23 protein-coding genes are annotated in these 26,239 nt (G+C 70.6%); 11 read left to right on the top strand and 12 right to left on the bottom strand.

The features are described 5' to 3' along the window. The first annotated feature begins 39 nt into the window (after positions 1 to 39). The 3 genes from AB0H78_RS13555 to AB0H78_RS13545 are packed head-to-tail and all read left to right on the top strand — an operon-like array spanning position 40 to position 3,625. Positions 40 to 747, top strand: coding sequence for a DUF6585 family protein (locus AB0H78_RS13555; RefSeq protein ID WP_363234508.1), 708 nt, complete (start codon positions 40 to 42; stop codon positions 745 to 747). Positions 748 to 757: 10 nt separating this feature from the next. Next, positions 758 to 3,247 (top strand): bifunctional serine/threonine protein kinase/MFS transporter, encoded by a 2,490-nt coding sequence (locus AB0H78_RS13550; protein ID WP_363234507.1) that lies wholly within the window; start codon positions 758 to 760, stop codon positions 3,245 to 3,247. Between the two features lie 21 nt (positions 3,248 to 3,268). Further along, positions 3,269 to 3,625, top strand: coding sequence for a hypothetical protein (locus tag AB0H78_RS13545; protein ID WP_363234506.1), 357 nt, complete (start codon positions 3,269 to 3,271; stop codon positions 3,623 to 3,625). Here AB0H78_RS13545 and AB0H78_RS13540 read toward each other — a convergent pair. Genes AB0H78_RS13540 through AB0H78_RS13525 form a run of 4 tightly spaced genes read right to left on the bottom strand, consistent with a single transcriptional unit; the run spans position 3,622 to position 6,487 of the window. Further along, complete coding sequence (locus AB0H78_RS13540; protein WP_363234505.1) at positions 3,622 to 4,950, bottom strand: DUF2252 domain-containing protein; 1,329 nt, start codon at positions 4,948 to 4,950, stop codon at positions 3,622 to 3,624. The genes AB0H78_RS13545 and AB0H78_RS13540 overlap by 4 nt on opposite strands. Positions 4,951 to 5,010: 60 nt before the next feature. Then, complete coding sequence (locus tag AB0H78_RS13535) at positions 5,011 to 5,610, bottom strand: GNAT family N-acetyltransferase (protein ID WP_363234504.1); 600 nt, start codon at positions 5,608 to 5,610, stop codon at positions 5,011 to 5,013. A gap of 8 nt (positions 5,611 to 5,618) precedes the next feature. Then, positions 5,619 to 6,038 (bottom strand): Zn-ribbon domain-containing OB-fold protein, encoded by a 420-nt coding sequence (locus AB0H78_RS13530; protein WP_363234503.1) that lies wholly within the window; start codon positions 6,036 to 6,038, stop codon positions 5,619 to 5,621. After that, positions 6,035 to 6,487, bottom strand: coding sequence for a DoxX family membrane protein (locus AB0H78_RS13525; protein ID WP_363234502.1), 453 nt, complete (start codon positions 6,485 to 6,487; stop codon positions 6,035 to 6,037). The genes AB0H78_RS13530 and AB0H78_RS13525 overlap by 4 nt, the downstream gene beginning before the upstream one ends. Before the next feature lie 164 nt (positions 6,488 to 6,651). On the opposite strand from AB0H78_RS13525, the gene AB0H78_RS13520 reads away from it, so the two are divergent. From AB0H78_RS13520 to AB0H78_RS13500, 5 genes are all read left to right on the top strand, one after another. Continuing rightward, positions 6,652 to 7,797, top strand: a complete 1,146-nt coding sequence (locus AB0H78_RS13520; RefSeq protein WP_363234501.1) for an NAD(P)/FAD-dependent oxidoreductase — start codon at positions 6,652 to 6,654, stop codon at positions 7,795 to 7,797. A 142-nt stretch (positions 7,798 to 7,939) separates the two neighbouring features. Further along, entirely contained in the window at positions 7,940 to 9,457 is a 1,518-nt protein-coding gene (locus tag AB0H78_RS13515) for an FAD-dependent oxidoreductase (RefSeq protein ID WP_363234500.1), read from the top strand. 146 nt (positions 9,458 to 9,603) lie between these two features. After that, positions 9,604 to 11,832 (top strand): acetate--CoA ligase family protein, encoded by a 2,229-nt coding sequence (locus AB0H78_RS13510; protein ID WP_363234499.1) that lies wholly within the window; start codon positions 9,604 to 9,606, stop codon positions 11,830 to 11,832. A 230-nt stretch (positions 11,833 to 12,062) separates the two neighbouring features. Continuing rightward, a complete protein-coding gene (locus tag AB0H78_RS13505; RefSeq protein ID WP_363234498.1) occupies positions 12,063 to 12,848 on the top strand; it encodes an enoyl-CoA hydratase-related protein in 786 nt (261 codons plus the stop codon). Positions 12,849 to 12,916: 68 nt separating this feature from the next. After that, positions 12,917 to 13,513, top strand: a complete 597-nt coding sequence (locus AB0H78_RS13500) for a flavin reductase family protein (RefSeq protein WP_363234676.1) — start codon at positions 12,917 to 12,919, stop codon at positions 13,511 to 13,513. 2 nt (positions 13,514 to 13,515) lie between these two features. On the opposite strand, the gene AB0H78_RS13495 is transcribed toward AB0H78_RS13500, so the two are convergent. Further along, positions 13,516 to 14,835, bottom strand: coding sequence for an MFS transporter (locus AB0H78_RS13495; protein WP_363234497.1), 1,320 nt, complete (start codon positions 14,833 to 14,835; stop codon positions 13,516 to 13,518). Positions 14,836 to 15,018: 183 nt separating this feature from the next. On the opposite strand from AB0H78_RS13495, the gene AB0H78_RS13490 reads away from it, so the two are divergent. Continuing rightward, entirely contained in the window at positions 15,019 to 15,912 is an 894-nt protein-coding gene (locus AB0H78_RS13490; RefSeq protein WP_363234496.1) for a hypothetical protein, read from the top strand. Between the two features lie 65 nt (positions 15,913 to 15,977). Here AB0H78_RS13490 and AB0H78_RS13485 read toward each other — a convergent pair whose 3' ends face one another. Then, positions 15,978 to 17,177, bottom strand: a complete 1,200-nt coding sequence (locus AB0H78_RS13485) for an MFS transporter (RefSeq protein ID WP_363234675.1) — start codon at positions 17,175 to 17,177, stop codon at positions 15,978 to 15,980. A gap of 131 nt (positions 17,178 to 17,308) precedes the next feature. Between AB0H78_RS13485 and AB0H78_RS13480 the strand changes: the two genes are divergently transcribed. Beyond that, entirely contained in the window at positions 17,309 to 18,289 is a 981-nt protein-coding gene (locus AB0H78_RS13480) for a helix-turn-helix domain-containing protein (protein ID WP_363234495.1), read from the top strand. A gap of 8 nt (positions 18,290 to 18,297) precedes the next feature. Here the strand turns inward: AB0H78_RS13480 and AB0H78_RS13475 are convergent, their stop codons facing one another. The 5 genes from AB0H78_RS13475 to AB0H78_RS13455 form a co-directional block, all read right to left on the bottom strand. Beyond that, positions 18,298 to 19,839, bottom strand: coding sequence for an alkaline phosphatase D family protein (locus AB0H78_RS13475; RefSeq protein ID WP_363234494.1), 1,542 nt, complete (start codon positions 19,837 to 19,839; stop codon positions 18,298 to 18,300). A gap of 108 nt (positions 19,840 to 19,947) precedes the next feature. After that, positions 19,948 to 20,604 carry a SnoaL-like polyketide cyclase gene (locus AB0H78_RS13470; protein ID WP_363234493.1) on the bottom strand — a complete coding sequence of 219 codons (657 nt, stop codon included), beginning with the start codon at positions 20,602 to 20,604 and terminating at the stop codon, positions 19,948 to 19,950. A gap of 99 nt (positions 20,605 to 20,703) precedes the next feature. After that, positions 20,704 to 21,759: a Zn-dependent alcohol dehydrogenase gene (locus tag AB0H78_RS13465; RefSeq protein WP_363234492.1), complete on the bottom strand. Its 1,056-nt coding sequence runs from the start codon at positions 21,757 to 21,759 to the stop codon at positions 20,704 to 20,706. Then, entirely contained in the window at positions 21,756 to 22,943 is a 1,188-nt protein-coding gene (locus AB0H78_RS13460; protein ID WP_363234491.1) for an acyl-CoA dehydrogenase family protein, read from the bottom strand. Before AB0H78_RS13460 ends, AB0H78_RS13465 begins: the two co-directional genes overlap by 4 nt. Positions 22,944 to 23,326: 383 nt before the next feature. Beyond that, entirely contained in the window at positions 23,327 to 24,241 is a 915-nt protein-coding gene (locus tag AB0H78_RS13455; RefSeq protein WP_363234490.1) for an SDR family oxidoreductase, read from the bottom strand. A gap of 83 nt (positions 24,242 to 24,324) precedes the next feature. On the opposite strand from AB0H78_RS13455, the gene AB0H78_RS13450 reads away from it, so the two are divergent. Beyond that, complete coding sequence (locus tag AB0H78_RS13450; RefSeq protein WP_363234489.1) at positions 24,325 to 25,260, top strand: cyclase family protein; 936 nt, start codon at positions 24,325 to 24,327, stop codon at positions 25,258 to 25,260. A gap of 227 nt (positions 25,261 to 25,487) precedes the next feature. On the opposite strand, the gene AB0H78_RS13445 is transcribed toward AB0H78_RS13450, so the two are convergent. Then, complete coding sequence (locus AB0H78_RS13445) at positions 25,488 to 25,991, bottom strand: ATP-binding protein (protein WP_363234488.1); 504 nt, start codon at positions 25,989 to 25,991, stop codon at positions 25,488 to 25,490. Positions 25,992 to 26,239 lie beyond the last annotated feature (248 nt).

The raw sequence follows: 26,239 nt of genomic DNA, 5'->3' as shown, positions 1-26,239 counted from the left end.
TCTTCGAAGCGCCGTCGCTTTATCCAGGGGGATCACCACATGGCAACTGACGAGATAGAACACCTCTATGCCGAGCGTCCGTCCGCTCCGGCCGCCGCACTCGCCGCCCAACGCGGCCTGGGCGACTGGGTCAAGACGTTCGCGCCAGGGCAGGGCCGCAAGTGGAGGAAGTCGCGGGACTGGAGGATGTACTTCTACACGGCCGGCCTGGCCGTGACCTCGCAGGAGGGGTTCCTGGCCGCGTACGACTACCGGACCCTGCGCGTCCTGCAGTACCGCCGCACCATCAACGGCTCTCTCGCAGAGGCCTGTTCGGTTCTGATCGACCCGGAGGGGAACGCCCTCAACATCGGGTACGGGCGGCCTCCGCTGTTCAAGAGCGACAAGATGGCCCTCGGCATGACCTCATGGGTGGGCGGCGCCGGGTTCCTCTACCCGGGTGTCTGGGGCGACCACATCCAGCAGCAGGTCACCGCCGCACAGCTGCCCGCGACGATCGCGCGCATCCAGCAGGGCGAGCAGGTGAAGTTCGGTCCCTACACGCTCGACCGGTACGGCGTCTCGGACCAGAAGCGCTCGGCCGCCTGGACCGAGATCAACGAAATCGGCTTCACTCTCGGCTCCTTCATGTTCAACGGCCACCAGAAGAGGTCAACGGCACCGGAGTCCGCGAACGCGTACGTCATCCCCAACCTCGATCTCTTCGTGAAGCTGTGCCACCACCTGAGCCCCTACGTGAAGGGCTGACCCCTCCGCCGTGGAACATCTGACGGGGCAGGACCCCGCACACATCGGCCCCTACCGACTGATCGCCCGCCTGGGCGAGGGCGGCATGGGCCTGGTCTATCTGGGCCGGTCCGATCTCGGCCGTACGGTCGCGGTGAAGGTCGTCCAGGCCGAGCACGCCCAACACCCCGAATTCCGCAGGCGGTTCACCCGCGAGGTCGCCGCCGCCCGGCGCGTGGGCGGCGACTGGACGGCCGCCGTCCTGGACGCCGACACCGAGGCGGCCGTGCCCTGGGTCGCCACCCAGTACATCCCGGGACCCGACCTGACCACCGTGGTCGGCAAGGACTACGGCCCGCTGCCCGAGCACTCGGTCCACACCCTCGCCAACCGCCTGGCCCTCGCTCTGCAGGCCGTGCACGAGGCGGGGCTGATCCACCGCGACCTCAAGCCGTCCAACGTCCTGGTCACCGTCGACGGGCCGCGCGTCATCGACTTCGGCATCGCGCGGGCGCTCGACAGCATCGGCGGCGACAGCCTGCTGACCCGCACCGGCATGCTGATCGGCTCCCCCGGCTTCATGTCCCCCGAGCAGGTCCGGGGTCATCAACTCACCGCCGCGAACGACCTGTTCTGCCTGGGCGCGGTCCTCGTGTACGCCGCCACCGGCCGCCTCCTCTTCGGCGCCACCGACACCGGGCTCAACGCCCATCTCTTCCGGATCGCGGAGGAGGAGGCGGACCTGACCGGCGTACCGGACTCGCTCGTCGATCTCGTACGCGCATGCCTGTCCAAGGACCCGGCGCTGCGGCCCACGACCGCGCAGGTCGTCGCGCGTACGGACACGGACCGGGCCGAGGAGTGGCTGCCGGGGTCGGTGCTGGCCCAACTGGGGCGCAAGGCGGCCGAGTTGCTGGACTTCGCTCCGGAGCAGCGGGGCGCGCCTCTCGAACCGACCTCGTATCCGCTGGCACCACCCGCGGCCGCGTCACCCGCGCCACCCACGTACGCCCCGGCCGCGTACTCGCCCACGAGCCCGGCGCACTTCGGGCCCGCGCCCGGATACACCCCCATGGCGCCCGCGCCCGGCGGCTGGCCCGCCCAGCCCTACGCCGCACCGGGAGCGGGGAACGGCGGGGGTGCTCCGCTCAAGCGCGGGTGGAGCCTCGCGATGGCCACGGTCGCCCAACTGGCCGTGGTGCTCGGCGCGACGACCTCCAGCGTCCTGCTGTGGGACGCCCTGCGCGACTTCGGTTCGGACTCCTCGTCCCGGGAGTGGATGGTCACCGCCCATTTCGTGGCCTTCGGTGCGCTGCTCTTCCTCGGCGGACACCTCGCGGACGTCATCGGCCGCAAGACGACGCTGCTCATCGGGCTGTCGGGGTTCGCCCTGGCCACCGTGGTCCAGGCCTCGGCCGCCGGCCCCGACATGATGCTCGGGGGCTACATCGTGCAGGGCGCCTTCGCCGCCCTGGTCACCCCGGCCTCGTTCGGTCTTGTCGCCGCGCACTTCACCGAGACGAGGGCACGCGCGAAGGCCTTCGGCGTCTACTCCCTGGTCGGCCTGGGCGGTTCGGCGGTCAGCCTGTTCCTCGCGGTGCCGCTCGCCCAGGGCGTGACGTGGCGCGTGTCCTTGTACGTCACCGTCCTGCTGGCCGTCATCGCCCTCATCGGCACCGCCGCCCTGGTACGCGATCTGTCGGACCGTGCCCCGGCCGGCTTCGACGCGGCGGGTGCGCTCCTGAGCACACTCGGGGTCGGAGCCATCGTCTTCGCCCTCGACCGGTCGTCGTTCATCGGCTGGGGAGCTCCCCTCGTCTCCCTCTGTCTCACCGTCGGCATCATCCTGCTGACGGCCTTCTTCTGGCGGCAGTCGCATACGGACGGCGCCGCGATCCTGCCGCCGTACGACTCCGGAGCCCGCGCGCGTCTCGGCGCACTGATCGCTCTGTTCCTGACCGGGGCCGCCCTGTATGCCGTGGTGCCGCTGCTCTCCAGCTTCCTGTGGTCCGTCGGGGCCGGCCTCGGCTTCCTGGCGTTCCTGGCGATGACCGGCTCGTTCCTCATCGGAGCCCTGCTGGTCTCCGCCCGGCTGCAGTACGTCGCGCCCCGCACCCTGCTGATACCGGGGCTGCTGCTCGCGGCGGTCGGCGTCCTGCTCATCAGCACGAGCATGGACTCCCCGACCCAGGCCTTCCCCAGCATGATCTGCCTGAGCATCGGCCTGGGCATGTCCGGCACCGTGCTCTACTCGGCCATCACCGAAGGCATCGCCCCGCACGACTCAGGCGGCCGGGCCGCCCTGGCCAGGACGGGCCAGGAGTTGGGTGATTCGGCAGGCGCCGTCCTGTTCGGCGGGATGGTCGGGATGCACGCCGAGGGCAGCCAGGACCCTCACTTCCTGTACGTGTCGGCTGCCGCCCTGGCGATCGCGGCGCTGATCGGGGGGCTGATGATCAAGGGTCCGACGAGGAGCGCCCTCCCCGCCGAACCCTGGTCCGCCCCGACCCTGGGGCGCTGATGCCGGATTAGGCTCCAGGCCATGCACAGCACCCTGACCGAGTACGCGCGGTGCCTCTACGGCGACGAGCACCGCGCCACGCCCCCTTGCGAGAAGGAACATCGCGAGCAGTACTTCGTCGAGGAGCTGACCTTCGCCGAACCGGACGCGATCCTCGCCATGCTCCGCGAGCTCAGCCCACACATCGTCGACGGCAATCTCCCGGTCTGGATCCGCAACCTGTCCTACCGCCTGGTGCTCCTGCAGCGGCCCGACGAACCCGGGCTGATGCGTGAGGCAGCGGACAGCCTCTGGCTGCACGGCCCCGACTGGGACACCATCGCGGCCGGTCTCCGAGAGCGGGCCGACGCCCTTGAAGCGGCGTCCCAGGAAAGTTAGATGTCGTTCCGGGCGGTGATCCTTCCCGCGTCGATCGCCGCGAGCAGGGCCGCGTGGTCGGCCTCCGTCCGGTCCGCGTAGGCGAGCGCCCAGGCGGCGACCGTGGTGTCGAAGGTGTCGGCGCGGCCCAGGTAGGACGCGATCGCCGCGCGGTCACCGGAGCGGGCGTGGGCGCCTGCCAGGGCCTGTCCGCACAGGGCTGCGTACCGCACCAGCATCGGGGCGGTGAGGCTGTTCACCTCCACGGAGCCCTTCATGTCCTTCAGTTGCCGCCAGTAGAAGAACCGTCCCGCCGGGCCCGTGGCCCAGCCCAGGAAGATGTCGCTCGCCGCCTGCGTCAGCTGCTGGCCGGCGACGACGCGGCGGCCCTGGTGGCGGTGGGCGCTGGGGCCCAGGTGGGCGGCGAGCACGGACTCCTCCGCCTCCTTCACCTGAAGGAAGAGCGGGTCCCCCACCGTCCGCCCTTCAAGGAGCACGATGAAGCAGCGGGTGCCCACGCTGCCCACGCCCACCACCTTCCGCGCGGCGTCGACCAGGCGGTAGCGCGAGAGCAGCGCCCTGCGGTCGTCGGGGACGCTGCGCAGGAAGTCCTCGTACGCCTCGTGGACGAGGCTCAGATCCTGCGCGGTGATCGGTTCGAGCAGGGGCGGGTCGTGGTGGATGCGCCGCTCGCCGTCGGGGCCGACCGCCGTGAGCTTCGCCAGCGCGTGCAGGCTGGTCCGGCCGCGGGCCTTCTCCAGGGCGGCGCCGACCTGCGCGCGGTTGGCCTTGCGTACGGCCGGCAGCAGTTCGGCGGTGTCCAGGCGTTCGTACCAGACGTCCAGCTCGCTCCGGTCAGCCAGCCTGCGCATGTGGGTGCGGTACGAGCGCACGGCGGACTGCGCGGCCGCCAGCGCGGACCGGTCGGTGCCGCCGTTCTCACGGGCGGCCACGGCGATGCTGGCGGCCAGCCGTTTGACGTCCCATTCGAAGGGGCCGGGCAGGGTCTCGTCGAAGTCGTTGAGGTCGAAGAGCAGCGCACGCTCCGGGGAGGCGAAGAAGCCGAAGTTCGACAGGTGGGCGTCGCCGCAGAGCTGGACGGTGAGGCCGGTGTGCGGGACCGAGGCCAGGTCGGCCGCCATGACCGCGGGCGCCCCGCGCAGGAAGGCGAACCGGGAGGCGGCCATCCTGCCGTATCTGATCGGGACCAGTTCGGGCACGCGGGTACGTGCCTGGGCCTCCAGGATCGCGATCGGGTCGGGCCGGTCGGCGGGCGGGGGCGTGGGGCCGTGCGCGCTGCGGGGGATGTTCCTGCGGGCTGCCCGGCCGGGGTCGGTGATCGTCACACCCCAGTCAAAGTCACCTCAGGGCCGCCCGCCATTCGGACCGTCCGGGTACGGGGGCGACTACGGAGCGGGGTACGGATCCGACGCCAGCCGCGCGTGCCCGTGCGCGTCCCGGAACGCCGTCAGGTCATGCGCCTCGTGCATGCCGCCGCGGCGCGTCCCCTCGTAGCGGTAGCCCGCGCGCTCGGCGACCAGGCAGGACGCCTCGTGGCCCAGGGCGTGGCCCAGTTCGACGCGGTGCAGGCCCAGGCCTCCCCGGCCCGTCTCCTCGAAGCCCCAGCGGGTGCAGACCTCCAGGGCGCGGCGGGCGATGCCCCGGCCGCGATGGTCAGGGAGGGTCCAGTAGCCGACGCCGGCGCAGCGCATGGAGGGGTTGATGGCGTGCAGGCCCACGTGGCCGACGACCAGGCCCGTGCCTTCCTCCGCCACCGCGAACATCACCATGTCCCCGCGGTCCCAGGCGGCGGCACGGGCCTCCAGTACGGCCCGTACGCCCTCCAGGTCGGTGACCGGAATCCTCGGGGTGTTCCAGCGGAGCAACTCGGGGTCGGTGACCCCGGCCAGCATCGCGTCCGCATCCCCCAACTCCCAGGCGCGCAGGGTCAGTCCGAATCCTGACAGGACGGGGTGGGGTCGGTGGATGGTGCGCGCGTCCGTCATCCCGCCATTCAACACGGCCCGAACACGGGGACGGCGACGGCCTCCTCGGTGCGGAACGACACCGCCAGCGCCATGCCGATGCGCAGGTCCGCTTCCGGGACTCCGACGACCTCCGTCATCATCCGCGGCCCCTCGGCGAGGTCGACAACAGCGGCGACGTACGGGACCTTCTCGCCGAACGGCGGCAGGTCGTTCCTGTGCACCACCGACCAGGTGTAGAGCGTGGCCCGGCCGCCCGCCCGCTCCCACTCCACGCGCTCGCTCCAGCAGTACGGGCAGAACTCGCGCGGGTAGTGGTGCGCCCGGCCGCAGTCGCCGCAGCGGCGGATCAGGAGGTGGCCTTCGCGGGCCCCGGCCCAGTAGGCCTCGGTGAAGGCGTCCACTTCGGGAAGGTCGAACCGTACGGCGCCTGCCCCTGCCCCGGTCACAGGAAGATCCCTATCGCGTGGTCGAGCGACCAGGCCTGCCAGGACATCGCGAAGAAGGCGACCAGCGAGATCAGCGCCATCATCGCGTTCTGTCCCTGCTCGGCCCAGTCGTGGATCATGAGAACGAGGTAGAGGAGGTTCAGGAGGAGGCCCGCGATCAGGGCGATCGGGGTGAGGAAACCGACCACCAGGCCGAGCCCCAGGGCCAGTTCGGCGTAGACGACGAGGTACGCCATCGCGCGCGGGCGCGGCTCCACCACCTTCTTGAAGCCCTTCCCCACCGCCGCCCACTTGTGCTTGCCCGCCACGTCCGCGGCCCAGGCGATCCCCGTACCGCGCTCGAACCAGCCCTTCTTGTCCTTGTGGCGCCAGCTCTCCAGCCACCACAGGCCCAGGCCGATCCGCAGGACGGCCAGCCATTCGGCGCTGCCGAGCCATATCGAGTGCATCCGGGGGTTCCTCTCCGGGGGCGTCATCTGACGGTACGTCAGTTCAGCGGATGGCGGCCGCGCGCGCAAGGGGCTGCGCATTTCCCGCCACCCGTGATCAATTCGCAACGGCATCTGCACTTGACCGAGACCGATCAAGCGACCGGGCGATTACTCTCCGAAGCATGAGCGACATCACTACCCACGACGACCGCCCCGTGTACGTCATCGGCGCGGGCCCCGGCGGCCTCGCCGTGGCCGCCGCGCTGCGCGAACAGGGCGTACGGGCCGTCGTACTGGAGAAGTCCGAGGACGTCGGCGCCTCCTGGCGGCGGCACTACGACCGGCTGCGCCTGCACACCACGCGCCGCCTCTCCTCCCTGCCCGGGCTGAAGATGCCGCGCTCGTTCGGGCGGTGGGTGGGCCGCGACAACGTCGTGCGCTACCTGGAGAAGTACGCCGAGTTCCATGAGCTCGAAGTCGTGACAGGGGTCGAGGTCACCCGCATCTCCCCCACCGACGACGGCAGTTGGCTGCTGCACGCCACCGGCGGGCGCGAGCTCACCGGGCGGGCCGTGGTGGTCGCCACCGGCTACAACCACACCCCGCGCATCCCGGACTGGGCCGGCCGCGAGACGTACACCGGTGACCTCATCCACGCGGGCGACTACCGCAACCCCGCCCCGTACGCGGGCAAGGACGTCCTCGTCGTCGGCATCGGGAACACCGGCGCCGAGATCGCCGTCGACCTCATCGAGGGCGGCGCCGCCCGCGTGCGGCTCGCGGTCCGTACCGCGCCGCACATCCTGCGGCGCTCGACGGCCGGATGGCCGGCCCAGGCGACGGGCATTCTCGTACGCCGCCTGCCAACCGGTCTGGTGGACCGCGCGGCGGGCCCGATGGCCCGCATCTCCGTACCCGACCTGGCGGAACACGGGCTGCCGCGACCGGACACGGGGCTCTACACGCGGGTGCGCCAGGGAGCGATCCCGGTGCAGGACGTCGGGCTGATCGACGCCGTACAGAAGGGCCAGGTCGAGATCGTGGCCGCCGTCGAGGCCTTCGAGGAGGGCAAGGTCGTCCTCGCCGACGGCGACCTGATCTCCCCCGAGACGGTCATCGCGGCCACCGGCTACCAGCGCGCGCTGGAGGGCCTCGTCGGGGAGCTGGACGTACTCGACGAGCGCGGACGCCCCGTGGTCCACGGCGGACGTACGCCGAAGCACGCACCCGGGCTCTACTTCACCGGCTTCACCAACCCCATCAGCGGGATGTTCCGCGAACTGGGCATCGACGCACGGAAGATCGCGGGGGCGGTCGCGAAGGGCTGAGCAGAAGGGCTGAGCACACGCGCTCCTGTGATCTCTGTGCAAGAAGTTCTGTACCGGGGCCCGAGGGTTGTACGAGACTGCGCTTTCCAACTGCATTACCTGCACCCCATCCATTGATCCATTGCTTCAACGGAGGATGCACGTGGCACGTGAAAGAAAGCTGTCCCGTCGCGCGATACTCGGCGGCGCCGCAGCCACCGCCGCCGCAGGCGCCACCACCCTCGCGGGCGCCCCCGCCGCACAGGCCGCCGATGCCGCCGCGGCCGCCGCCGACCGCACCGCGTCCGTGGACGCCGTCGTCGTCGGCGGCGGGCTCGCCGGGCTCACCGCGGCGCGGGACATCGCCGCCGGCGGGAAGTCCGTACTGGTCCTGGAGGCACGGGACCGGGTCGGCGGGCGGGTCTTCAACCTGACGCTGCCGAACGGGAGTTACACCGAAGGCGGCGGCGAGTTCATCGGACCGACGCAGGACCGGATCAAGGCCCTCGCGGACTCGCTGGGGGTCGCCACCTTCCCCACGTACAACACCGGCAAGAACGTGCTCCTCAAGGACGGCAAGCGCACACCGTACGCGACCGACGGGCTGCTGGGCTCGGTGCCGCCCATCGATGTGGCGGGGCTCGCGAACGCCGCCGCCGTGCAGGCGCTGCTCGACGACATGGCCAAGAAGGTCCCGGTCGGGGCTCCCTGGACGGCCGCGAAGGCCGCCGAGTGGGATGCGCAGACCTTCGAGAGCTGGCTGAAGGCCAATGCGATCATTCCGTCGGCGAAGTTCCTGTTCGACGTGGCGTGCACGTCCATCTTCTCGGCCGAGCCGCGTGAACTCTCCCTGCTGTACGTGCTGTTCTACATCGCGGCCGCCGGCAACGAGACCACGCCGGGAACCTTCGAGCGGCTGACCGAGACGGCCGACGGCGCGCAGGCCAACCGCTTCGTCGGCGGTTCGCAGCAGGTGCCGCTGAAGCTGGCCGCATCGCTGGGCGACAAGGTCGTGCTCGGTGCTCCCGTACGGCGCATCGCGAGCGGCGCCGGTGGCCGGCTGACCGTGACCGCCGACGGCATCAGCGTCTCCGCCCGCCGGGTGGTCGTCGCGCTGCCGCCGCCGCTCGCGGCGCGCATCGACTTCGACCCGCTGCTCCCGGCCCTGCGCGACCAGCTCGCGCAGCATCTGCCGATGGGGGCGATCGGGAAGGCGATCGCCGTCTACGACACCCCGTTCTGGCGGGCCGACGGGCTGAACGGGCAGGTCGTGAGCGACCAGGGTGCCGTCAGGTCGACGTTCGACAACTCGCCGCAGGACGGGTCGTTCGGTGCGCTCATGGGCTTCATCGAGTCCGACGAGATGCGGGCGCTCGACGGGGCGAGCGAGGCGGAGGTGAAGGCCGCCGTGCTCAAGGACTACGTCGCGTACTTCGGTGCCAAGGCGGCATCGCCGACCGCCTTCCTGCTCCAGCGCTGGGACAACGAGCGCTTCTCGCGCGGGGGTCCGGTGGCGTACGGGCCGCCCGGCTTCCTGACCACGTACGGGGCCGCGCTGCGGACCCCGACGGGGGCGGTGCACTGGGCGGGGACCGAGACGTCGACGTACTGGAACGGCTATATGGACGGGGCCGTGCGGTCCGGTGAGCGTGTGGCCAAGGAGGTCTTGGCGGCCCTCTGAGGCGGGTAGGTGTGACGGGGCCGGGAGCGATTTCTGCTTCCGGCCCCAAGCCTTTGCCTGCACAACTGTTCCTGACGGGCCGTCAGTTCAGTAATCTGACGTAACGTCAGGTACTTTTGGCCATCGCACAGGAGTGGGCGGCAACGATGCTCGGATCGACTCACGGCACCCTCACCACCGACTTCCGCGCACGTGTGGTGGCCTGCGGGGAACAGCCCCCCGTCGCCGTCCACGGCATCGCCGCCGCGGAGGGCGACGCCGACGTCAGCGGACGTCCGCTGTATGCGGCCGTACCCGACCTGGACCGGTTCTTCCGGCCGGAGTCGGTGGCGGTCGTCGGGGCATCGGACGCCGAGGGGCGTCCGAACACGGGCATCACGCGCCAGCTCATCGCGTGGGCCGAGCGGGTGGGCGCGCGGCTTCATCCCGTACACCCGACGCGCGAGACGGTCTTCGGGCTGCCGTGCGTCCCTTCGGTGGCCGACCTGCCCGAGCAGGTCGATCTGGCCGTGCTGCTGGTCGGGGATCCGCTGCCCGTGATCGAGCAACTCGGTGAAGCGAAGGTGAAGTTCGCCGTCGCGTTCGCTTCCGGCTTCGCCGAGACCGGCGACGAGGGTGCGGCCGCGCAGGCGCGGCTCGCGACGGCCGTGGAGGAGTCGGGGATCCGGCTGCTCGGGCCGAACACCAATCTGAACGCCTTCGAGAACTTCCGGGAGGACCTGGAAGGGCCCGCGATCGCCCTCATCACCCAGTCCGGGCATCAGGGACGGCCGGTCTTCGCCATGCAGGAGCTGGGGGTGCGGCTCTCGCACTGGGCGCCTACGGGCAATGAGGCGGACCTGGAGACGTCGGACTTCATCTCGTACTTCGCGGGCAAGCCGGAGATCGGCGCCATCGCGTGTTACGTGGAGGGACTGAAGGACGGCCGCTCCTTCCTCCTCGCCGCCGACCGGGCGGCGCGTGCCGGGGTCCCGGTCGTCGCGGTCAAGGTCGGGCGTACGGAGACGGGCGCGCGGATGGCCGCCTCGCACACCGGGAAGCTGACCGGCGCGGACCAGGTCGTGGACGCGGCGATGCGGCAGTTCGGGGTCGTGCGGGTCGACGGGCTCGATGAACTCCAGGACACGGCGGCGCTGTTGGCGCGGGCGAAGAAGCCGGTGGGCGGGGCGGAGGGTGTCGTCGTCTACTCGATCTCGGGCGGGACGGGCGCGCACTTCTCGGACCTGGCGTCGGCGGCGGGGCTCAAGCTCCCGGTGCTCTCGGAGGCCAAGCAGGCGGAGCTGCACGAGTGGATACCGCCGTATCTGAATGTGGCCAACCCGGTGGACTGCGGGGGCCATCCGGTGGGCGACTGGCGCGGACGCAAGATCATCGACGCGATCCTGGCGGACCCCGAGGTGGGCGTGCTGATCTGCCCGATCACCGGGCCCTTCCCGCCGATGAGCGACCGGCTGGCGCAGGACCTCGTGGACGCGGCCGAGCAGACCGACAAGCTGGTGTGCGTGGTGTGGGGGTCGCCGGTGGGGACCGAGGACGCGTACCGGGAGGTGCTGCTGGGATCGGGGCGGGTCGCCACCTTCCGGACGTTCGCGAACTGCATCACGGCGGTGCGGGCCTGGGCGGACCACCACCGGTTCACCGCCTCGTACCGGTCGGCTTTCGACGAGGCGCCCCGGGTGCCTTCGCCGTCGTTCCGTAAGGCGCAGGCACTGATGCGGCCGCACCAGCAGCTGAGCGAGCACGCGGCGAAGCAGCTGCTGCGGGCGTACGGGATCCGGGTGCCGCGCGAGCAGCTCGTGACGAGCGCGGCGGCGGCGGTGCGGGCGGCGGGGCTGGTCGGCTACCCGGTGGTGATGAAGGCTTCGGGGGCGCGGCTGGCGCACAAGACGGAGCTGGGGCTGGTGAAGGTCGGACTGACTTCCGCGAGTCAAGTACGTGACGCGTATCGGGAGTTGACCGATATCGCGCGCTACGAGGGCGTGGATCTCGACGGCATTCTGGTCTGCCAGATGGTGGAGCGGGGCGTGGAGATGGTGGTGGGCGTCACCCAGGACGCGCTGTTCGGGCCGACCGTGACGGTAGGTCTGGGGGGCGTCCTGGTCGAGGTGATGGGCGACGCGGCGGTACGGGTGCCGCCGTTCGGGGAGGACCAGGCGCGGGCGATGCTCGGGGAGTTGCGGGGGAAGGTGCTCCTGGAGGGGGTACGGGGTGCTCCGCCTGCGGATGTGGATGCGCTGGTGGAGGTGGTGCTGCGGATTCAGCGCATGGCGCTCGAACTGGGGGATGATCTGGCGGAGTTGGACATCAATCCTCTGATGGTGCTGCCGAGGGGGCAGGGGGCGGTGGCCTTGGATGCGCTCGCTGTGTGCCGGTAGGTGCGGGTCCGGCTGCGCGGGGCTCCTGATCGCGGCCTGCGGCCTGCTCGTCCTCAAGTGCCGGACAGGCTTGATCCGCCCGCATCGGGCCCGGTTGGCCCCGCGCTCGAATCACCCCCGCCCGTAGGCGACCTTCGGCCGCCTGTCCTCAACCTCCCCCAAGCCCTTGAGGAGCAGGGGGACCCCCTTGACGGGCTTCATCGCCCCAGTCTGAAAGGCCACCAGCACCCATGTCCGACGTTCTGCACACCACCTCCGACGGCGTCACCCGCATCACGCTCAACCGGCCCGAGGCCATGAACGCCCTCACCTGGGATCAGCGGGAGTTCATCATCGGGCTCCTCGCCGAGGCCTCCGCCGACCCTGCCGTGCGTGCCGTCGTCATCACCGCCAACGGCAAGGGGTTCTGCGCGGGTGCCGACCTGCGCGGGGCGCCCGCCACCGGCGATCGCGTCGCCGGTGACGTCGCCCGTACGATCCGGCGCGGCGCCCAGCGCTTCATCGCCGCCGTACTGGACTGCGAGAAGCCGGTGATCGCCGCCGTGAACGGCACCGCGGCCGGCATAGGCGCCCATCTGGCGTTCGCCTGCGACCTCGTCATCGCCGCTGAATCCGCCCGCTTCATCGAGGTGTTCGTACGCCGGGGCCTGGTCCCCGACGGCGGCGGCGCGTATCTGCTCCCCCGCCTCATCGGGCCCCAGCGCGCCAAGGAGCTGATGTTCTTCGGCGACGCGCTCCCCGCCGCCGAGGCGGAGCGGCTCGGGCTGGTCAACCGGGTCGTGCCCGACGAGGACCTCGCCAAGACGGCCCGCGAGTGGGCCGACCGGCTCGCGCAGGGCCCGACCCGGGCCCTCACCCTGACCAAGCAGCTGGTCAACGCCTCGCTCGACTCCGACCGTGCCACCGCGTTCGCCGCCGAGGCGACGGCCCAGGAGATCAACATGACGACGGCCGACGCGAACGAGGGCGTCGCGAGCTTCGTCGAGCGGCGCACGCCGAAATACCGGGGCCTCTGAACTCCCCTCCACCCCTTCCAATCTGACGATGCGTCAGCTCTAATGAGGTTGTGATGGGACACGCAGGGATGGCGGAAACCACCATCCGATACCTCAGGTCAGCAGGCGCCCCGGCAACAGCACGCCCGGTGGATCCACTCCCACGCCCCGACCTCCGAGCCGTCGGCGAGGACGAGCGGCTGCCGGTCGACCCGGGTGAATTCCGGCGTGTACTGGGCCAGTTCGCCAGCGGCGTCACCGTGATCACCGCGTACGACGACGAAGGCCCCACCGGCTTCGCCTGCCAGTCCTTCGCGTCCCTCTCCCTGGACCCGCCCCTGGTCGCCTTCATGGTCGGCCGTACGTCCACGACCTGGCCCCGCATCGCCCGCGCCGGCATCTTCTGCGTCAACATCCTCGGCGCGGACCAGGGCGCGCTGTGCCGGGGCTTCGCGGTGAGCGGCGCGGACAAGTTCGCGGGCGTCGAGCACACCCCGGCCCCCGTGACCGGCGCGCCACGCCTGGCCGGCGTACCGGCGTGGATCGACTGCCGCATCCAGACCGTGCACACCGGTGGCGACCACCTCATCGTGGTCGGCCGGGTGGAGGCGCTGGGCGGCACGGAGGGCGAGGAAGCGGGGCCGCTGCTCTTCCACCGGGGCCGCTTCGGCCGCTTCTCGGACTGAGTTCAGGCCGCCATCGCGACCGCGCCCACGTCCGGCTTGCGCCGGATGACCAGCGCCATCAGCGCGGCTGCGGCGCAGAGTGCGCCCGAGGCGTACCAGATCATGTCGTACGAGCCGAAGACGTCGCGCACCAGCCCGCCGAGATAGGCCACGATCGCCGCGCCCACCTGGTGCGAGGCCAGCACCCAGCCGAAGACGATCGCGCTGTCGTCGCCGAACTGCTCGCGGCAGAGCGCGATCGTGGGCGGGACGGTGGCGACCCAGTCGAGTCCGTAGAAGACGATGAAGAAGACCATCGGCGGGTGGACGTTGGGCGCGAGCAGGATGGGGAGGAAGAGCAGCGAGATGCCGCGCAGGGCGTAGTAGACGGCGAGCAGGCGGCGCGCGTCGAAGCGGTCGGTGAACCAGCCCGAGGCGATCGTCCCGATGATGTCGAAGACGCCGATCACCGCGAGGAGCGAGGCGGCGGCCGGGATGGGCATGTGGTGGTCGTGGGCTGCCGGGATGAAGTGGGTCTTGACCAGGCCGTTGGTGGACGCACCACAGATCGCGAAGGTCCCGGCGAGCAGCCAGAACGTGCCGGTCTTCGAGGCGTCGCGCAGCACGGTGACGGCGCGGCGGGCGGCGCCCGTCGCCGGCGGCGGCTTGGGGACGAAGACGTCGGAGCCGTACGGCGTCGTGCCGATGTCCGCCGGGTGGTCACGCAGCAGGAGCCACACGAAGGGGACGACCGCGAGGGCGGCGAGGGCGACGGTGATCGCGGCCGGGCGCCAGGTGTGGTGCTCCACCATCCAGGACAGGAAGGGCAGGAAGATCAGCTGGCCCGAGGCGCCGGCGGCGGTCAGGATGCCGGTGACGAGCCCCTTCTTCGCGACGAACCAGCGGTTGGTGACGGTGGCGGCGAAGGCGAGCGCCATGGATCCGGAGCCGAGGCCGACCAACACGCCCCAGAGCAGGATCAGTTGCCAGGCGGCGGTCATCCAGTAGGTGAGCCCGGAGCCGACGGCGATGACGGTGAGCGCGACCGCCACGACCTTGCGGATGCCGAAGCGGTCCATCAGAGCGGCGGCGAAGGGTGCGGTCAGCCCGTAGAGGGCGAGGTTCACGGAGACGGCGGACCCGATCGTGCCGCGCGACCAGTCGAACTCCTTGTGCAGCGGCTCGATGAGCAGCCCCGGCAGGGAGGCGAAGGCGGCGGCCCCGATGATCGTCACGAAGGTGACGACCGCGACGAACCAGGCACGGTGGATACGGGGCCGGGGTGCGGGGGCGCCGGTGGTGGCGGCGGGGAGGTCGGTTGTCTGCGTCACGTCAATCAGCATCGGGGAGCCGCCCCGCACGGACGAGTGGCCCGAAGGACAGCTCTCGCTAGGATCGGGCCACGACCGGGCACCCTGGAGCCACGAGCCGAACCGTGGCTGCGTGAACGGTTCTGCCTCGCTCGAAGGAGTGAGCGCACCTCATCGGCCGGGCAACCGGGCCCGACCCCGCTTAGGTTCGCGCACATGGTCAAGTCCCTCCACGAGGCCTCGCACCGGATCTTCCAGGACCGGCCCGAGATCCTCACCCCCGTCTTCAAGGTGCTGGACATCGAGCTGCCCGAGAAGGCCACCGTCGATGTCGTCACGGGTGACGTCACCGAGACCCGCCCGCTGTCGCGGCACGTGGACAGTGTGCTGCTCATCCAGCCCGCGGACGGCGAGGCGTTCCTCCTCGCCATCGAGGCGCAGGGCAAGAGGGACCCGGACAAGGAGACCAGCTGGCCCTACTACGTGGCCTATCTGCGCGAACGCTACGGAATTCCCGTGTTGTTGCTTGTGCTGTGCCACCAGCGGAGCACTGCCAAATGGGCCGTGGGACCGTTCACCTGCGGCGCGCGAAAGTGGACCGCGCAGAGCACCCATCCGCTGGTCATCGGCCCCGACAACGTACCGATGATCACCGAGCCGCGGGCCATCGAGGAGAATCTGGCCATGGCCGCGTTCACGGCCATCACGCATAGCGGAGGCCGCGGCGTCACCGCGATACTGGAGCCATTGGCGCGCGCCGTCCACGACCTCGACAGGGACTCCGCGGCCTATTGGGGCGAGTTTCTGGAGATCGGCCTGAGGGATACCCCGGCCGGAGCGAAATGGAGTGAACTCATGACCGTTGCCAGCTTCTTCCCCGGTCGGGGCACCGTCCGCGAGACCGCCTTTCTCGAAGGCGAGGCCCAAGGCGAGGCCAATTCCATCCTCCGCATCCTGGACCTGCGCGGCGTCGATGTCCCGGACGAGATCCGTGACCGTATCCGCGTCTGCACCGATCTCGACCTCCTCGGCCGCTGGCTGGACCGGACGGTCACCGCGCAGACCATCGACGACCTCTTCGCCGACGGCGCGACTCCCGACAGCGCCTGAGCATCGGAGGAGAGCCATGGCCTGACCGGCGGATCGTAGCCAGGCCGGTCGCCCCCGGCACCCGCCTACCCCACCCGCCGCAGATTCCGCACCGCCGGTATCGCGAACAGCACCCCGCACACCCCCACACTGATCACCGCCCCCGCGATCAGCACCTGCTTCATGCCCAGCGCCTCCGCCGCCGGTCCTGCCATCGCGCGGCCCACCGCCAGCATGATCAGGGAGCCTGCGACGTCGTACGCGTGGATTCTGTTCAGCGCCTCCTGGGGGACGTGCGTCTGGACCGTCGTCGACCACATCACCAGCCAGAACGCGAACGCCGTTCCCCCGATGAAGAAGCCAGCCGCCATCACGCCCAACGGCACGTCGTACGCCAGCACCAGCACATTCGCGACGATCCCGAACAGCGCGAACGTCCCGGCGAAGAGCGGGCGGACCGGGCGCAGGCGCATCGCGAGCAGGCCGCCGAGCGCGTTGCCCGCGCCGTTCAGCGTCATCATCACGCCGAACATCGTCGAGCCGTGCCGCTCGGTGACCACCACCGCCTCCAGCGGTACGAGCGGGCCCAGCACGGTCACTCCGTACACCGTCCAGACCAGGATCACGCTCCAGAGCCAGCTGCGCGCCCTGAACTCCCGCCAGCCGCCCGCGAGATCAGCCAGGAAGGACTCGCCGCGGGTGGCGGCCATCGGGGCCAGACGGATCATGAAGAGGCAGATGCCGCTCACCGCGAAGGTGCCCGCGTTCACCCCGAAGACGACCCCCGGGCCACCGAATCCGACCAGCGCGCCCGCTGCCGCCGGGCCGGCCATGGTGGTCAGGGACTCGGCGACGTTCAGCATCGCGTTGCCGCGCTGTACGTCGGGGACCATGCGCGGCAGCATGCTGGCGACGCCGGGCTGGAAGAGCGCGGCGGCGAGGCCGTTGAGCGCGCTGAGCGCGTAGACGAGCCAGAGCGGGGGCGAGCCGGCCACGAAGACCACCACGAGCATCGCCGTCGCCCCGAAGCGCACCGCGTCGGCCAGGACCATCATCCGGCGCGGGGTGAAACGGTCCGCCAGCACCCCGCCCACGATCACGAAGCCGGAGAAGCAGATCATCCAGGCGCCCAGCGCGAAGGAGACGGACGAAGCGCCGTGACCCGCGTCGAGGAGGCCCGCCGCGAGCGCGACCGGGACCATGCCGTCACCGAAGCGGGCGACGGTGCGGGCCGTGAAGAAGTAACGGAAGTTACGGTTCCAGAGGGTTTGTCCGCCCTCCGGCACCGGTTCGGCGGTCGTTTCGGGAATGGTCTGGCTCGGCGCGCGCTTATCGGTCACGATGGCGATGAATATCAAGGACAGGTCTGGACCACCACCCCTTTCCACTCCGTGAACAACCCGGGAGGAGCCCCACCGTGCGCCGCCACCGCGTAGTAGTCCTCGCCCTCGACGGGCTCCTCCCCTTCGAACTCGGCATCCCCGCAAGGATCTTCGGGCTCGCCCGGGACGCGGCGGGGCGGAGGCTGTACGAGGTCGTGACCTGTTCCGTCCGCCCGCCGGGACCCGTCCACACCGACTCCGACTTCTCGGTCCTCGTCGAGAACGGCCCCGAAGCCCTGGCAGGCGCCGACACCGTCGTGATCCCGGCCTCGTACGAACTCGGCCCCGTCCACGAGGAGGGCCGCCTCACCCCCGAACTCGCCGCCGCCCTCGCCCGGATCCGCCCCGGCACACGCCTCGTCTCCATCTGCACCGGCGGCTACGTCCTGGCCGCCGCCGGCTACCTCGACGGCCGCCCCGCCACCACCCACTGGGCCTCCGCCGACCACTTCCAGCGGCTCTTCCCCACCGTCCGGGTCGACCCGGACGTCCTGTTCATCGACGACGGCGACGTCCTCACCTCGGCCGGGGTGGCCGCAGGCATCGACCTCTGCATCCACATCGTGCGCCGCGACTTCGGTACGGCGGTCGCCAACCACGTCGCCCGTCGTACGGTGGTGCCCCCGCACCGCGACGGCGGCCAGGCGCAGTACATCCAACGCCCGGTCCCCGAACCTCAGTTGGCCACCACGACGGCCGCCCGCGCCTGGGCCCTGGCCCGCCTCCACGAGCCGATCCAGCTCCGCGACATGGCCGAGCAGGAGTCCATGTCGGTCCGCACCTTCACCCGCCGCTTCCGCGAGGAGGCCGGCATCAGCCCCGGCCAGTGGCTGACCCAGCAGCGCGTGGAACACGCCCGCCACCTCCTGGAGTCCACGGATCTGGGCATCGACCAGATCGCACGGGACTCCGGCTTCGGCACGGCCCAGTCGATGCGCGCCCACCTGCAGGCGGTGCTCGGCGTGCCGCCCACGGTCTACCGGCGGACGTTCCGCACGGGCAGCGCGGTCGTCTAGCCCACCGGTCAGCCGAGCAGCCGCACCCCCGGCCGGTCCGACTCCACGCGCAGCCGCGCCAGCGTGCTCGCGGTCGCCGTCGGCTTCAGGACCGTGGAGACCGCCCTGACCTGCGCCTGGACCGACTGGCGGCCGATGTCGAAGAGGTGGTAGCCGCGGTGGGCGTCGATGAACTTCCAGTGGGGGTTGTCCGCGCGCAGCGGGTTCCAGTACGCGTCGAAGGCCGCCAGGTCCTGGTCGCCGTTGCTGGAGATCGACGTGCCCACGAACTCGGCGCCGACCACCGCCGATGCCGGGTTCCCGAAGTCCTTCTTCAGGTCGCTGATCATCGTCAGGTGGCGGTCGCCGGAGAGGACGAGCGGGTTGCGTACGGCACCCAACTCGGCCAGCAGCGCGTTGCGTTCGGTCTGGTAGCCGTCCCACGCGTCGTAGAACCAGAGCTTGCCCTCACCCTGCTGGATGTCCGTCTCGGCCATCATGATCTGTGAGGCGATCACGTTCCAGCGGGCGGGCGAGCGGTTCAGGCCGCGCAGCAGCCAGTCCTTCTGCTCGGCGCCCAGCATGGTCATCACCGGGTCCTGCGCGCCCGCCTGGGTGGTGGCCTGGTCGCTGCGGAACTGGCGGGTGTCCAGGACGTTGAGGCGGATCAGGCGGCCGTAGTCGAAGCGCCGGTACATCTGGATGTGCGGGCCGTCGGGGATCGCGGTCGCGCGGACCGGCATGTGCTCGTAGTAAGCCTGGAAGGCGGCGGTGAGGCGCGTGAGGAAAGCCTCGTGGGTCTGCTTGGCGGGGTCCTGCGGGACCTCGCCCGCCCAGTCGTTGTCGACCTCGTGGTCGTCGAAGGTGACGACCCAGGGCGCGTGCGCGTGCATCGCCTGGAGGTCAGGGTCGGTGCGGTACTGCGCGTAGCGGTTGCGGTACTGCTCCAGGGTGTACGGCTCGCCCGCGCCCTCGTGGACGCGGACCGAGCCCGCCGCGGGCGCCGACTCGTAGATGTAGTCGCCCACGAAGAGGACCAGGTCGGGGTTCTGGGCCTTCATGTCGGCGTAGGGGGTGAAGAAGCCGTTCTGCCAGTTCTGGCAGGAGGCGAGCGCGATGCGCAGGCTGCCGCCCGAGGAGTGCGGGTGCGGGGCGGTGTGGGTGCGGCCGGCCGGGGATATCTGGCCGCCGACGCGGAAGCGGTACCAGTACTCGCGCCCCGCCTCCAGGCCGCGCGCGTCGGCGTGCACGCTGTGTCCGTACGCGGGGAGCGCCTGCGCGATGCCGTGGCGGACGATGCGGCGGAAGTGCTGGTCGGTGGCGACCTGCCATTCGACGGCGACCGGGGCGTCGGGCATTCCGCCGCCGTGCAGGGGGTCGGGCGCGAGGCGGGTCCACAGGACCACGGCGTCCGGGAGCGGGTCGCCCGAGGCGACGCCGAGGGTGAACAGACCGTCGGGGAGCGTCGGTTGGGCCGAGGCGTACGAGGAGGTCGCGAGCGGCAGCTGCGTGACGGCCGCCGCCCCGAGGGCGGCGGCCGATCCGGCCAGAAAACGGCGGCGGTCAGACATCTGGGACAACTCCCCTGCTCAGTGGGCCTCTTGTCACGCAAGAGGCTCACAGAGCAAAGGAGCCCTCCGGTTGAACAGGGGGCGTCCTGCGTATGGCGGCTGACGCAATCAGTCGGTGCGGTTGGTGTGCGCGACCGGGCAGCCGCCCGTCATCTGGCCGAGGAAGGCGTTCGGGTCGTAGAAGTGCTCGACCTCCAGGAGCTTCAGCTCCTCGCTCACCTTCGCGACGCTGACACCGTACATCTCGATCTTGCTGCCGTCGGGCTGGAAGCCCTTGTACTCGCCCTCGAAGCTGCCCCAGTGGCGCCACTTGAAGGTGACGGTCGGCGGGGGCGAGAGGACCTCGAGGACCTCCCAGTAGAAGCCCTGGGGGAAGGCGGTGTGGAAGACGTCGTGCGAGGACTCGAAGGTCTCCGCGCCGTAGAAGACGCTGTCGCCGATGAGGATGTTGTAGCTGCCGCGGTCCACGATCTCGGCCGCGTCGGCCCACTCGCCGCCGTTGATCCGGGTACGGAACTTCTCCGAGACCATGGACACCCAGGTCGCCGGATCGGCCTTGTGCGAGACCTCCATCTCGAAGACCTGCACGATCGATTCGACGATCGCCTCCAGCGACCCGGGTGCATGCTCGGTGGAACGCTGCCCGGGCATCACCGTGTGCGAGAGGTGATAGTCCGGGACTTCTTCGCGCCAGTCTTCGGGGGACGCGGCGGCGATGACCGCATCGCGTCCCTGGAGCCACAGTGGAGTCGGAGCCTGAGTCATGGAGAGGATCCTCACTCAGTCAACCTTTGGCCACAAGTGCACGTTTGGTAATGGATGGCCTACGACTCCCTTATGGATCAAGGGAGTTGAACATTCCGGTCAGGGCCCGAACGTGAGCACCCCGCGCGCGACCCGGCCGTGCTCGGCATCGTCCGCGGCCTTCGCGAAGTCCTCGATCGGATACGTCTCGGTGACCAGCTCGTCCAGGAGCAGCGCCCCCGTCCGGTACAGCTCCGCGTACAGCGCGATGTCGTGCTGCGGGCGCGAACTCCCATACCGGCAGCCGAGGATGGACTTGTCCAGGAACATCGCGGCGGGCAGGAACGACGCCTCCGCCGTCGGCGCCGCCATGCCGAGCAGGATCGCCTGGCCGCCCCGGTCGAGCAGCTCGATCGCCTGCCGTACGAGCGCGACGTGGCCCACGCATTCGAAGACATGGTCGGCCCCGGTGGGCAGGATGTCCCGTACCGCCTCGGTCGAGGGGAGGAACTCCGTCGCCCCGAACTGCCGTGCCACCGCCTCCTTCGCGGGGTTGTTGTCGACAGCGACGATCTTCGTCGCGCCCGCGATCCGAGCGCCCTGGATGACGTTAAGCCCGATACCGCCCGTACCGATGACGACGACGCTCTCGCCGATCGCGACCTTCGCCCGGTTCAGTACGGCACCGACCCCGGTCAGCACCCCGCAGCCGATCAGCGCGGCCGAGGTGAGCGGGATGTCGGACGGGATCTTCACCGCCTGGACCGCCTTGACGATCGTCCGCTCGGCGAAGGAGGAGTTCGACGCGAACTGGTAGAGCGGCTTGCCCGCGCGGGAGAAGGGCTGTCCCGGCATCCCGATCGCCTTGCGGCACATCGTCGGCCTGCCCCGGTCGCAGTCGGCGCACGCGCCGCAGGCCGCGAGCGTGGAGAGCGAGACATGGTCGCCTGCCGCCACGTGCGTCACTCCGGCCCCTACGGCCTCGACGACTCCCGCGCCCTCGTGCCCCAGTACGCAGGGCGCGGGAAAGGGGATCGTCCCGTCGATGACCGACAGGTCGCTGTGGCAGAGCCCGGCGGCGGCCACGTCCACCAGGACCTCGCCGGGTCCCGGGTCCCGTATCTCCAGATCGTCGACGACCTGGGCCTGCTTGCCGTCGAAGACGACACCCCTCATCTCGGCTCCCTCGGTAGGCCGAGCACGCGCTCGGCGATGATGGTGCGCTGGATCTCGTCCGAGCCGCCGTAGATGGTGTCGGCCCGGGTGAAGAGGAACTGCCTTTGCTGCGCGTCGAGTTCGTAGGGGTGGGCGGCGTCCCAGTCGTACGGACCGACTGCGGCGGACGCCCCGCGCACCTGCATCGCCAGCTCACCGAGCCGCTGATGCCAGCCGCCCCAGAGGAGCTTGGCGACACTGGGGGCGCCGGGGTCGGTGGTGGTGCCGAGGGTGCGCAGGGCGTTCCAGCGCATGGTGCGGAGTTCGGCCCACTGCCGTACGAGGCGGTCGCGCAGGACGGGGTCTTCGGCGGCGGCGCCGCGCGCGACGGCCTCGCCGATGACCTCCTCCAACTCGCGGGCGAACCCGATCTGTTGGACCAGCGTCGACACGCCACGCTCCAGGGCGAGCAGCCCCATGGCGACCTGCCAGCCGTTGCCTTCACCGCCGACGACGCCCACCGCGTGGGCCCCGTCGAAGAAGACCTCGTTGAACTCGGCGGTGCCCGACATCTGGCGGATCGGCCGTACGTCGATGCGGCCCGGCTGGTCCATGGGAACGAGGAGGAAGGAGAGTCCGTGGTGGCGGGTGCTGCCGGGCTCGGTCCTGGCCAGTACGAAGCACCAGTCGGCGTCCTGGGCGAGCGAGGTCCAGATCTTCTGGCCGGTGACCCGGTAGCCGTCTCCTTCCTTCTCGGCAGTGGTACGCACGCCTGCCAGGTCGGAGCCTGCGCCGGGCTCGCTGTAGCCCTGGCACCAGAGCTCCTCGCCGCGGGCGATGGGGGGCAGGAAGCGGCGCTTCTGCTCCTCGCTGCCGTACGCGATGAGGGTCGGGGCGAGGAGGTTCTCGCCGATGTGGCCCATGCGGCCGGGGGCGCGGATGCGGGCGTACTCCTCGGCCCAGACGACCTGTTGGGTCAGGGAGGCCCGCCGGTTGCCGAACCCGTCCTGTTCCCAGCCGATCCCGACCCACCCGCCGGAGCCGAGCTCCTGCTCCCAGCGGCGGCGGAGGCAGCTGCCTTCGTGCTCGCTGCCGGGGCCGCCGGTGCCGGCGGCGGTGGCGAACTCGCCGGTGAAGTGGGCTTCGAGCCAGGCGCGGGCGTCGGCGCGGAAATCGGCGTCCTCATCCGCGAAGGAGAAGTCCATCCCGCGCCCCCTCCCGCTGCGCGGGGCTTTCCCCTACCCGCCCCTTCCCGAACTGGGGCAAGCCCCAGACCCCGAGCCCCATCGGGCGTTTCGGGGGCTCCGCCCCCGGACCCCCGCTCCTCAAACGCCGGAGGGGCTGAGTTTTCCCGGCGTGCGCCTCCACGTGCGGACCTAGGGGCGCGGGGCTGTGACATGTGCGGCTCCGCCGCGTGGGCGCGACCAGCCACAACGCACCCGCGCGTACAAACGAAACCGAAGGCCGCTTACGGGGGCGCAGGGGGCGAAGCCCCCGCACAACGGGGCCCACGCGGTCTGGGGCGCAGCCCCAGTTTCGGGAAGGGGCGGGTAGGGGAACAGCGCCGCAGGCACCCCCGCACCCACCCCTAGCCATTCGGCCGCTCCTTCGCCGCCGCGGCCCGCGCCATCTCCTCCAGCCGCGCCAGCATCGGCATGGGGTCCGTCCCCACCGTCCCCGGCAGGAAGTCCGCGATCCGCTCCGGGGTCCACGCGCCCCCCTCCGCGTACCCGGCACGAAGCTCCCGCGGCTGCGCCCACACCGCGATCTTGGGCCCGGCGATCGTGTAGACCTGCCCGGTGATCTTCTCCTCCCTGGCCCGCTCGCTCAGCAGGTACGTCACGAGCGCCGCCACATCCTCCGGCTCCCCGATCTCCTTGAGCTCCATCGGTACGTTCGCCGACATCCGCGTCCGCGCCACCGGCGCCACCGCGTTCGCCGTGACCCCGTACTTGTTCAGGCCCAGCGCAGCGCTCCGCACCAGCGAGATGATCCCGCCCTTCGCGGCGCTGTAGTTCGCCTGGGCCACCGACCCCTGGTGGTTGCCGCTGGTGAAGCCGATCAGCGTCCCGGTCCCCTGCTTGCGCATGACCGCCGACGCCGCCCGGAAGACCGTGAACGTCCCCTTCAGGTGCGTCGCGACGACCGGGTCCCACTCCTCCTCGGACATGTTGAAGAGCATCCGTTCGCGCAGGATCCCCGCGACGCACACCACCCCGTCGATCCGCCCGAACTCCGCCAGCGCCGTGTCGACGACCCGTTGTCCGCCCGCCATCGTCGAGATGTCGTCGGCGACCGCGACCGCTTCGCCGCCCGCTGCCACGATCTCCTTCACCACGCCCTGCGCGATCTCGCTCTCCGGCTCTCCGCCCTCGATCGAGACCCCGTAGTCGTTGACGACGACCTTGGCCCCCTCCGCCGCGGCGGCCAGCGCGACCGCTCGCCCGATGCCGCGCCCGGCACCCGTGACGGCGACGACCTTGCCTGCCAAGAAGTTCCCCATGCCCAGCCCTTTCCACGGTTTCTGACGGACCGTTAGATTTTACGGGCACGCCGACAGCCGAGCACAAGACCCCCGGAGGACCGATGTCTCAGCCAGCACTCCCCCCGGAGTTCTTCGACATCGCCAAACGCGTGAACAACTGGGGGCGTTGGGGGGCGGAAGACGAGATCGGAACCCTCAATCTCATCACCGACGACGTCGTACGCGAGGCCGCCGCAGCCATCCGCACCGGCCGCCGCATCCCCCTCGCCCTCCCGCTCCAGGCGGACGGCGTCCAGACCGGCATGATCCCCGGCCGCATCAACCCGCTGCACGCCATGGTCCAGATCAACCAGGAGCTCTTCGGTCCCGGCACGGTCGCCACCAGCGACGACGCCGTGACCATGGGGCTGCAGGCGGCGACCCACTGGGACGCCCTCACCCACGCCTCGCACTCCGGAAAGATCTACAACGGCCGCCCCGCGTCCACGATCACGCCCCACACCCGCGCCGAGTTCAGCGGGATCGACAAGGCCCGCCATGTCGTCTCACGCGGCGTGCTCCTCGACGTCGCCCGCGCCAAAGGCCTCGACCGGCTCGAAGGCGGATACGCCGTCACACCCCAAGACCTGGACGAGGCGGAGGAGTTGGCGGGGACGAAGGTACGCTCCGGCGACATCGTTCTCGTACGCACCGGGCAGATGCAGGTCTACTTCACCGGCGACAAGCACGGCTACGGATACCCCTCGCCGGGCCTCTCCGTCCGTACCCCCGAGTGGTTCCACGCCCGCGACGTCGCCGCGGTCGCCAACGACACCCTCACCTTCGAGATCTTCCCCCCGGAGATCGAGAACCTCTGGCTGCCCGTGCACGCCCTGGACCTGGTCGAGATGGGCATGCTCCAGGGCCAGAACTGGAATCTCGAAGAACTGTCCACAGCCTGTGCAGAAGACAAGCGCTACAGCTTCCTGCTCTCCGCGATGCCGGAGCCGTTCGTCGGCGGTACGGGAACCCCGGTGGCACCGGTCGCCATCCTCTAGACCTGCCCACAGGGATGGTCGGGTGGCGGCGTTCGGCTGCCGCCACCCGGTCCGGCACCATGTGCCTTGCTCCTCTGCTGCCCTGGAGGAGCCGGCGCCGAGACACGACCCGCACTCGCCGAGGCGGTCCGAGCCCTCGGCACCCTCGACGTCCCCTCGCAACGAATCGCACATCCAGGGTGCTGAGACCGCCACGGTCCGTCAACGCCTGGGGAGCGCTTTGGGAGTTATACCCAATTTGTGACGGCGCACGACGGCTCGTACGCCTCCGCGTCGAACGCCTCTTCCGCGCCCCCGGATCCGGCCTCCGATCCGGCCGGCGTACCGCGATCCACCTCGCACCAGATGGACTTGCCCGCACCCTCCGGCTGCCAGCCCCACCGGTCGGCGAGCCCGTCGACCAGCTCCAGGCCGCGGCCGTTGGTGTCGTCGCCCTCCGCATGACGCGGCCGGGGCGGCCGGGAACTGATGTCGGCGACCTCGACGCGTACGGTCCCCGCCTCTTCGGCGCAGGACTCCGAGGGGCCGAAGAGCATCCTCAGTACGGCCGGACAGCCCGTGTGGACCACCGCGTTGGTGACGAGCTCCGAGATCAGCAGGATCAGCGTCTCGGCCACCGAGTCGTCGACCTTTATGCCGGATCCGTCGAGCCGGGAACGCGCCCATCTACGGGCCCGCCCCACCTCCGCGGGATCGGCCCCGACCTCCAGCTGAACCTGAAGCACCTGCACCGCTCACACCATCCGAACCGGCGGACACATCGCCTCTTGCCTCCGGGAAGTCACGGAACGTGATTCCCCTGGGAGACAGCATGGTTGACGTTCAGTCACCGCTACAAGCGCTTCAGGCATATTCCAGCGCGAAGGAGTAAGCGTGGTGCATACTGTGCGACGCTCGTTGCGGGATGTCGCACAGGGGTACTTTTCGCACCCCCGTACGGTGCGAGCGGCGCGCATTCCACGCCCCGGAGTCGCCGCAC

This window comes from Streptomyces sp. NPDC050738 (assembly GCF_040654175.1).
Lineage (GTDB): Bacteria > Actinomycetota > Actinomycetes > Streptomycetales > Streptomycetaceae > Streptomyces.
Note: the sequence above shows the minus strand (reverse complement) of the source record. Positions and strands in the feature narration are given on the sequence as shown.

Bases quoted from the DNA above. Each gene is read 5' to 3' on its own strand.
- AB0H78_RS13555 (WP_363234508.1), top strand. From the start codon at position 40: ATGGCAACTGACGAGATAGAACACCTCTATGCCGAGCGTCCGTCCGCT.
- AB0H78_RS13545 (WP_363234506.1), top strand. From the start codon at position 3,269: ATGCACAGCACCCTGACCGAGTACGCGCGGTGCCTCTACGGCGACGAG.
- AB0H78_RS13535 (WP_363234504.1), bottom strand. From the start codon at position 5,610: ATGACGGACGCGCGCACCATCCACCGACCCCACCCCGTCCTGTCAGGA.
- AB0H78_RS13525 (WP_363234502.1), bottom strand. From the start codon at position 6,487: ATGCACTCGATATGGCTCGGCAGCGCCGAATGGCTGGCCGTCCTGCGG.
- AB0H78_RS13520 (WP_363234501.1), top strand. From the start codon at position 6,652: ATGAGCGACATCACTACCCACGACGACCGCCCCGTGTACGTCATCGGC.
- AB0H78_RS13510 (WP_363234499.1), top strand. From the start codon at position 9,604: ATGCTCGGATCGACTCACGGCACCCTCACCACCGACTTCCGCGCACGT.
- AB0H78_RS13505 (WP_363234498.1), top strand. From the start codon at position 12,063: ATGTCCGACGTTCTGCACACCACCTCCGACGGCGTCACCCGCATCACG.
- AB0H78_RS13500 (WP_363234676.1), top strand. From the start codon at position 12,917: ATGGCGGAAACCACCATCCGATACCTCAGGTCAGCAGGCGCCCCGGCA.
- AB0H78_RS13495 (WP_363234497.1), bottom strand. From the start codon at position 14,835: ATGCTGATTGACGTGACGCAGACAACCGACCTCCCCGCCGCCACCACC.
- AB0H78_RS13490 (WP_363234496.1), top strand. From the start codon at position 15,019: ATGGTCAAGTCCCTCCACGAGGCCTCGCACCGGATCTTCCAGGACCGG.
- AB0H78_RS13475 (WP_363234494.1), bottom strand. From the start codon at position 19,839: ATGTCTGACCGCCGCCGTTTTCTGGCCGGATCGGCCGCCGCCCTCGGG.
- AB0H78_RS13470 (WP_363234493.1), bottom strand. From the start codon at position 20,604: ATGACTCAGGCTCCGACTCCACTGTGGCTCCAGGGACGCGATGCGGTC.
- AB0H78_RS13465 (WP_363234492.1), bottom strand. From the start codon at position 21,759: ATGAGGGGTGTCGTCTTCGACGGCAAGCAGGCCCAGGTCGTCGACGAT.
- AB0H78_RS13460 (WP_363234491.1), bottom strand. From the start codon at position 22,943: ATGGACTTCTCCTTCGCGGATGAGGACGCCGATTTCCGCGCCGACGCC.
- AB0H78_RS13455 (WP_363234490.1), bottom strand. From the start codon at position 24,241: ATGGGGAACTTCTTGGCAGGCAAGGTCGTCGCCGTCACGGGTGCCGGG.
- AB0H78_RS13450 (WP_363234489.1), top strand. From the start codon at position 24,325: ATGTCTCAGCCAGCACTCCCCCCGGAGTTCTTCGACATCGCCAAACGC.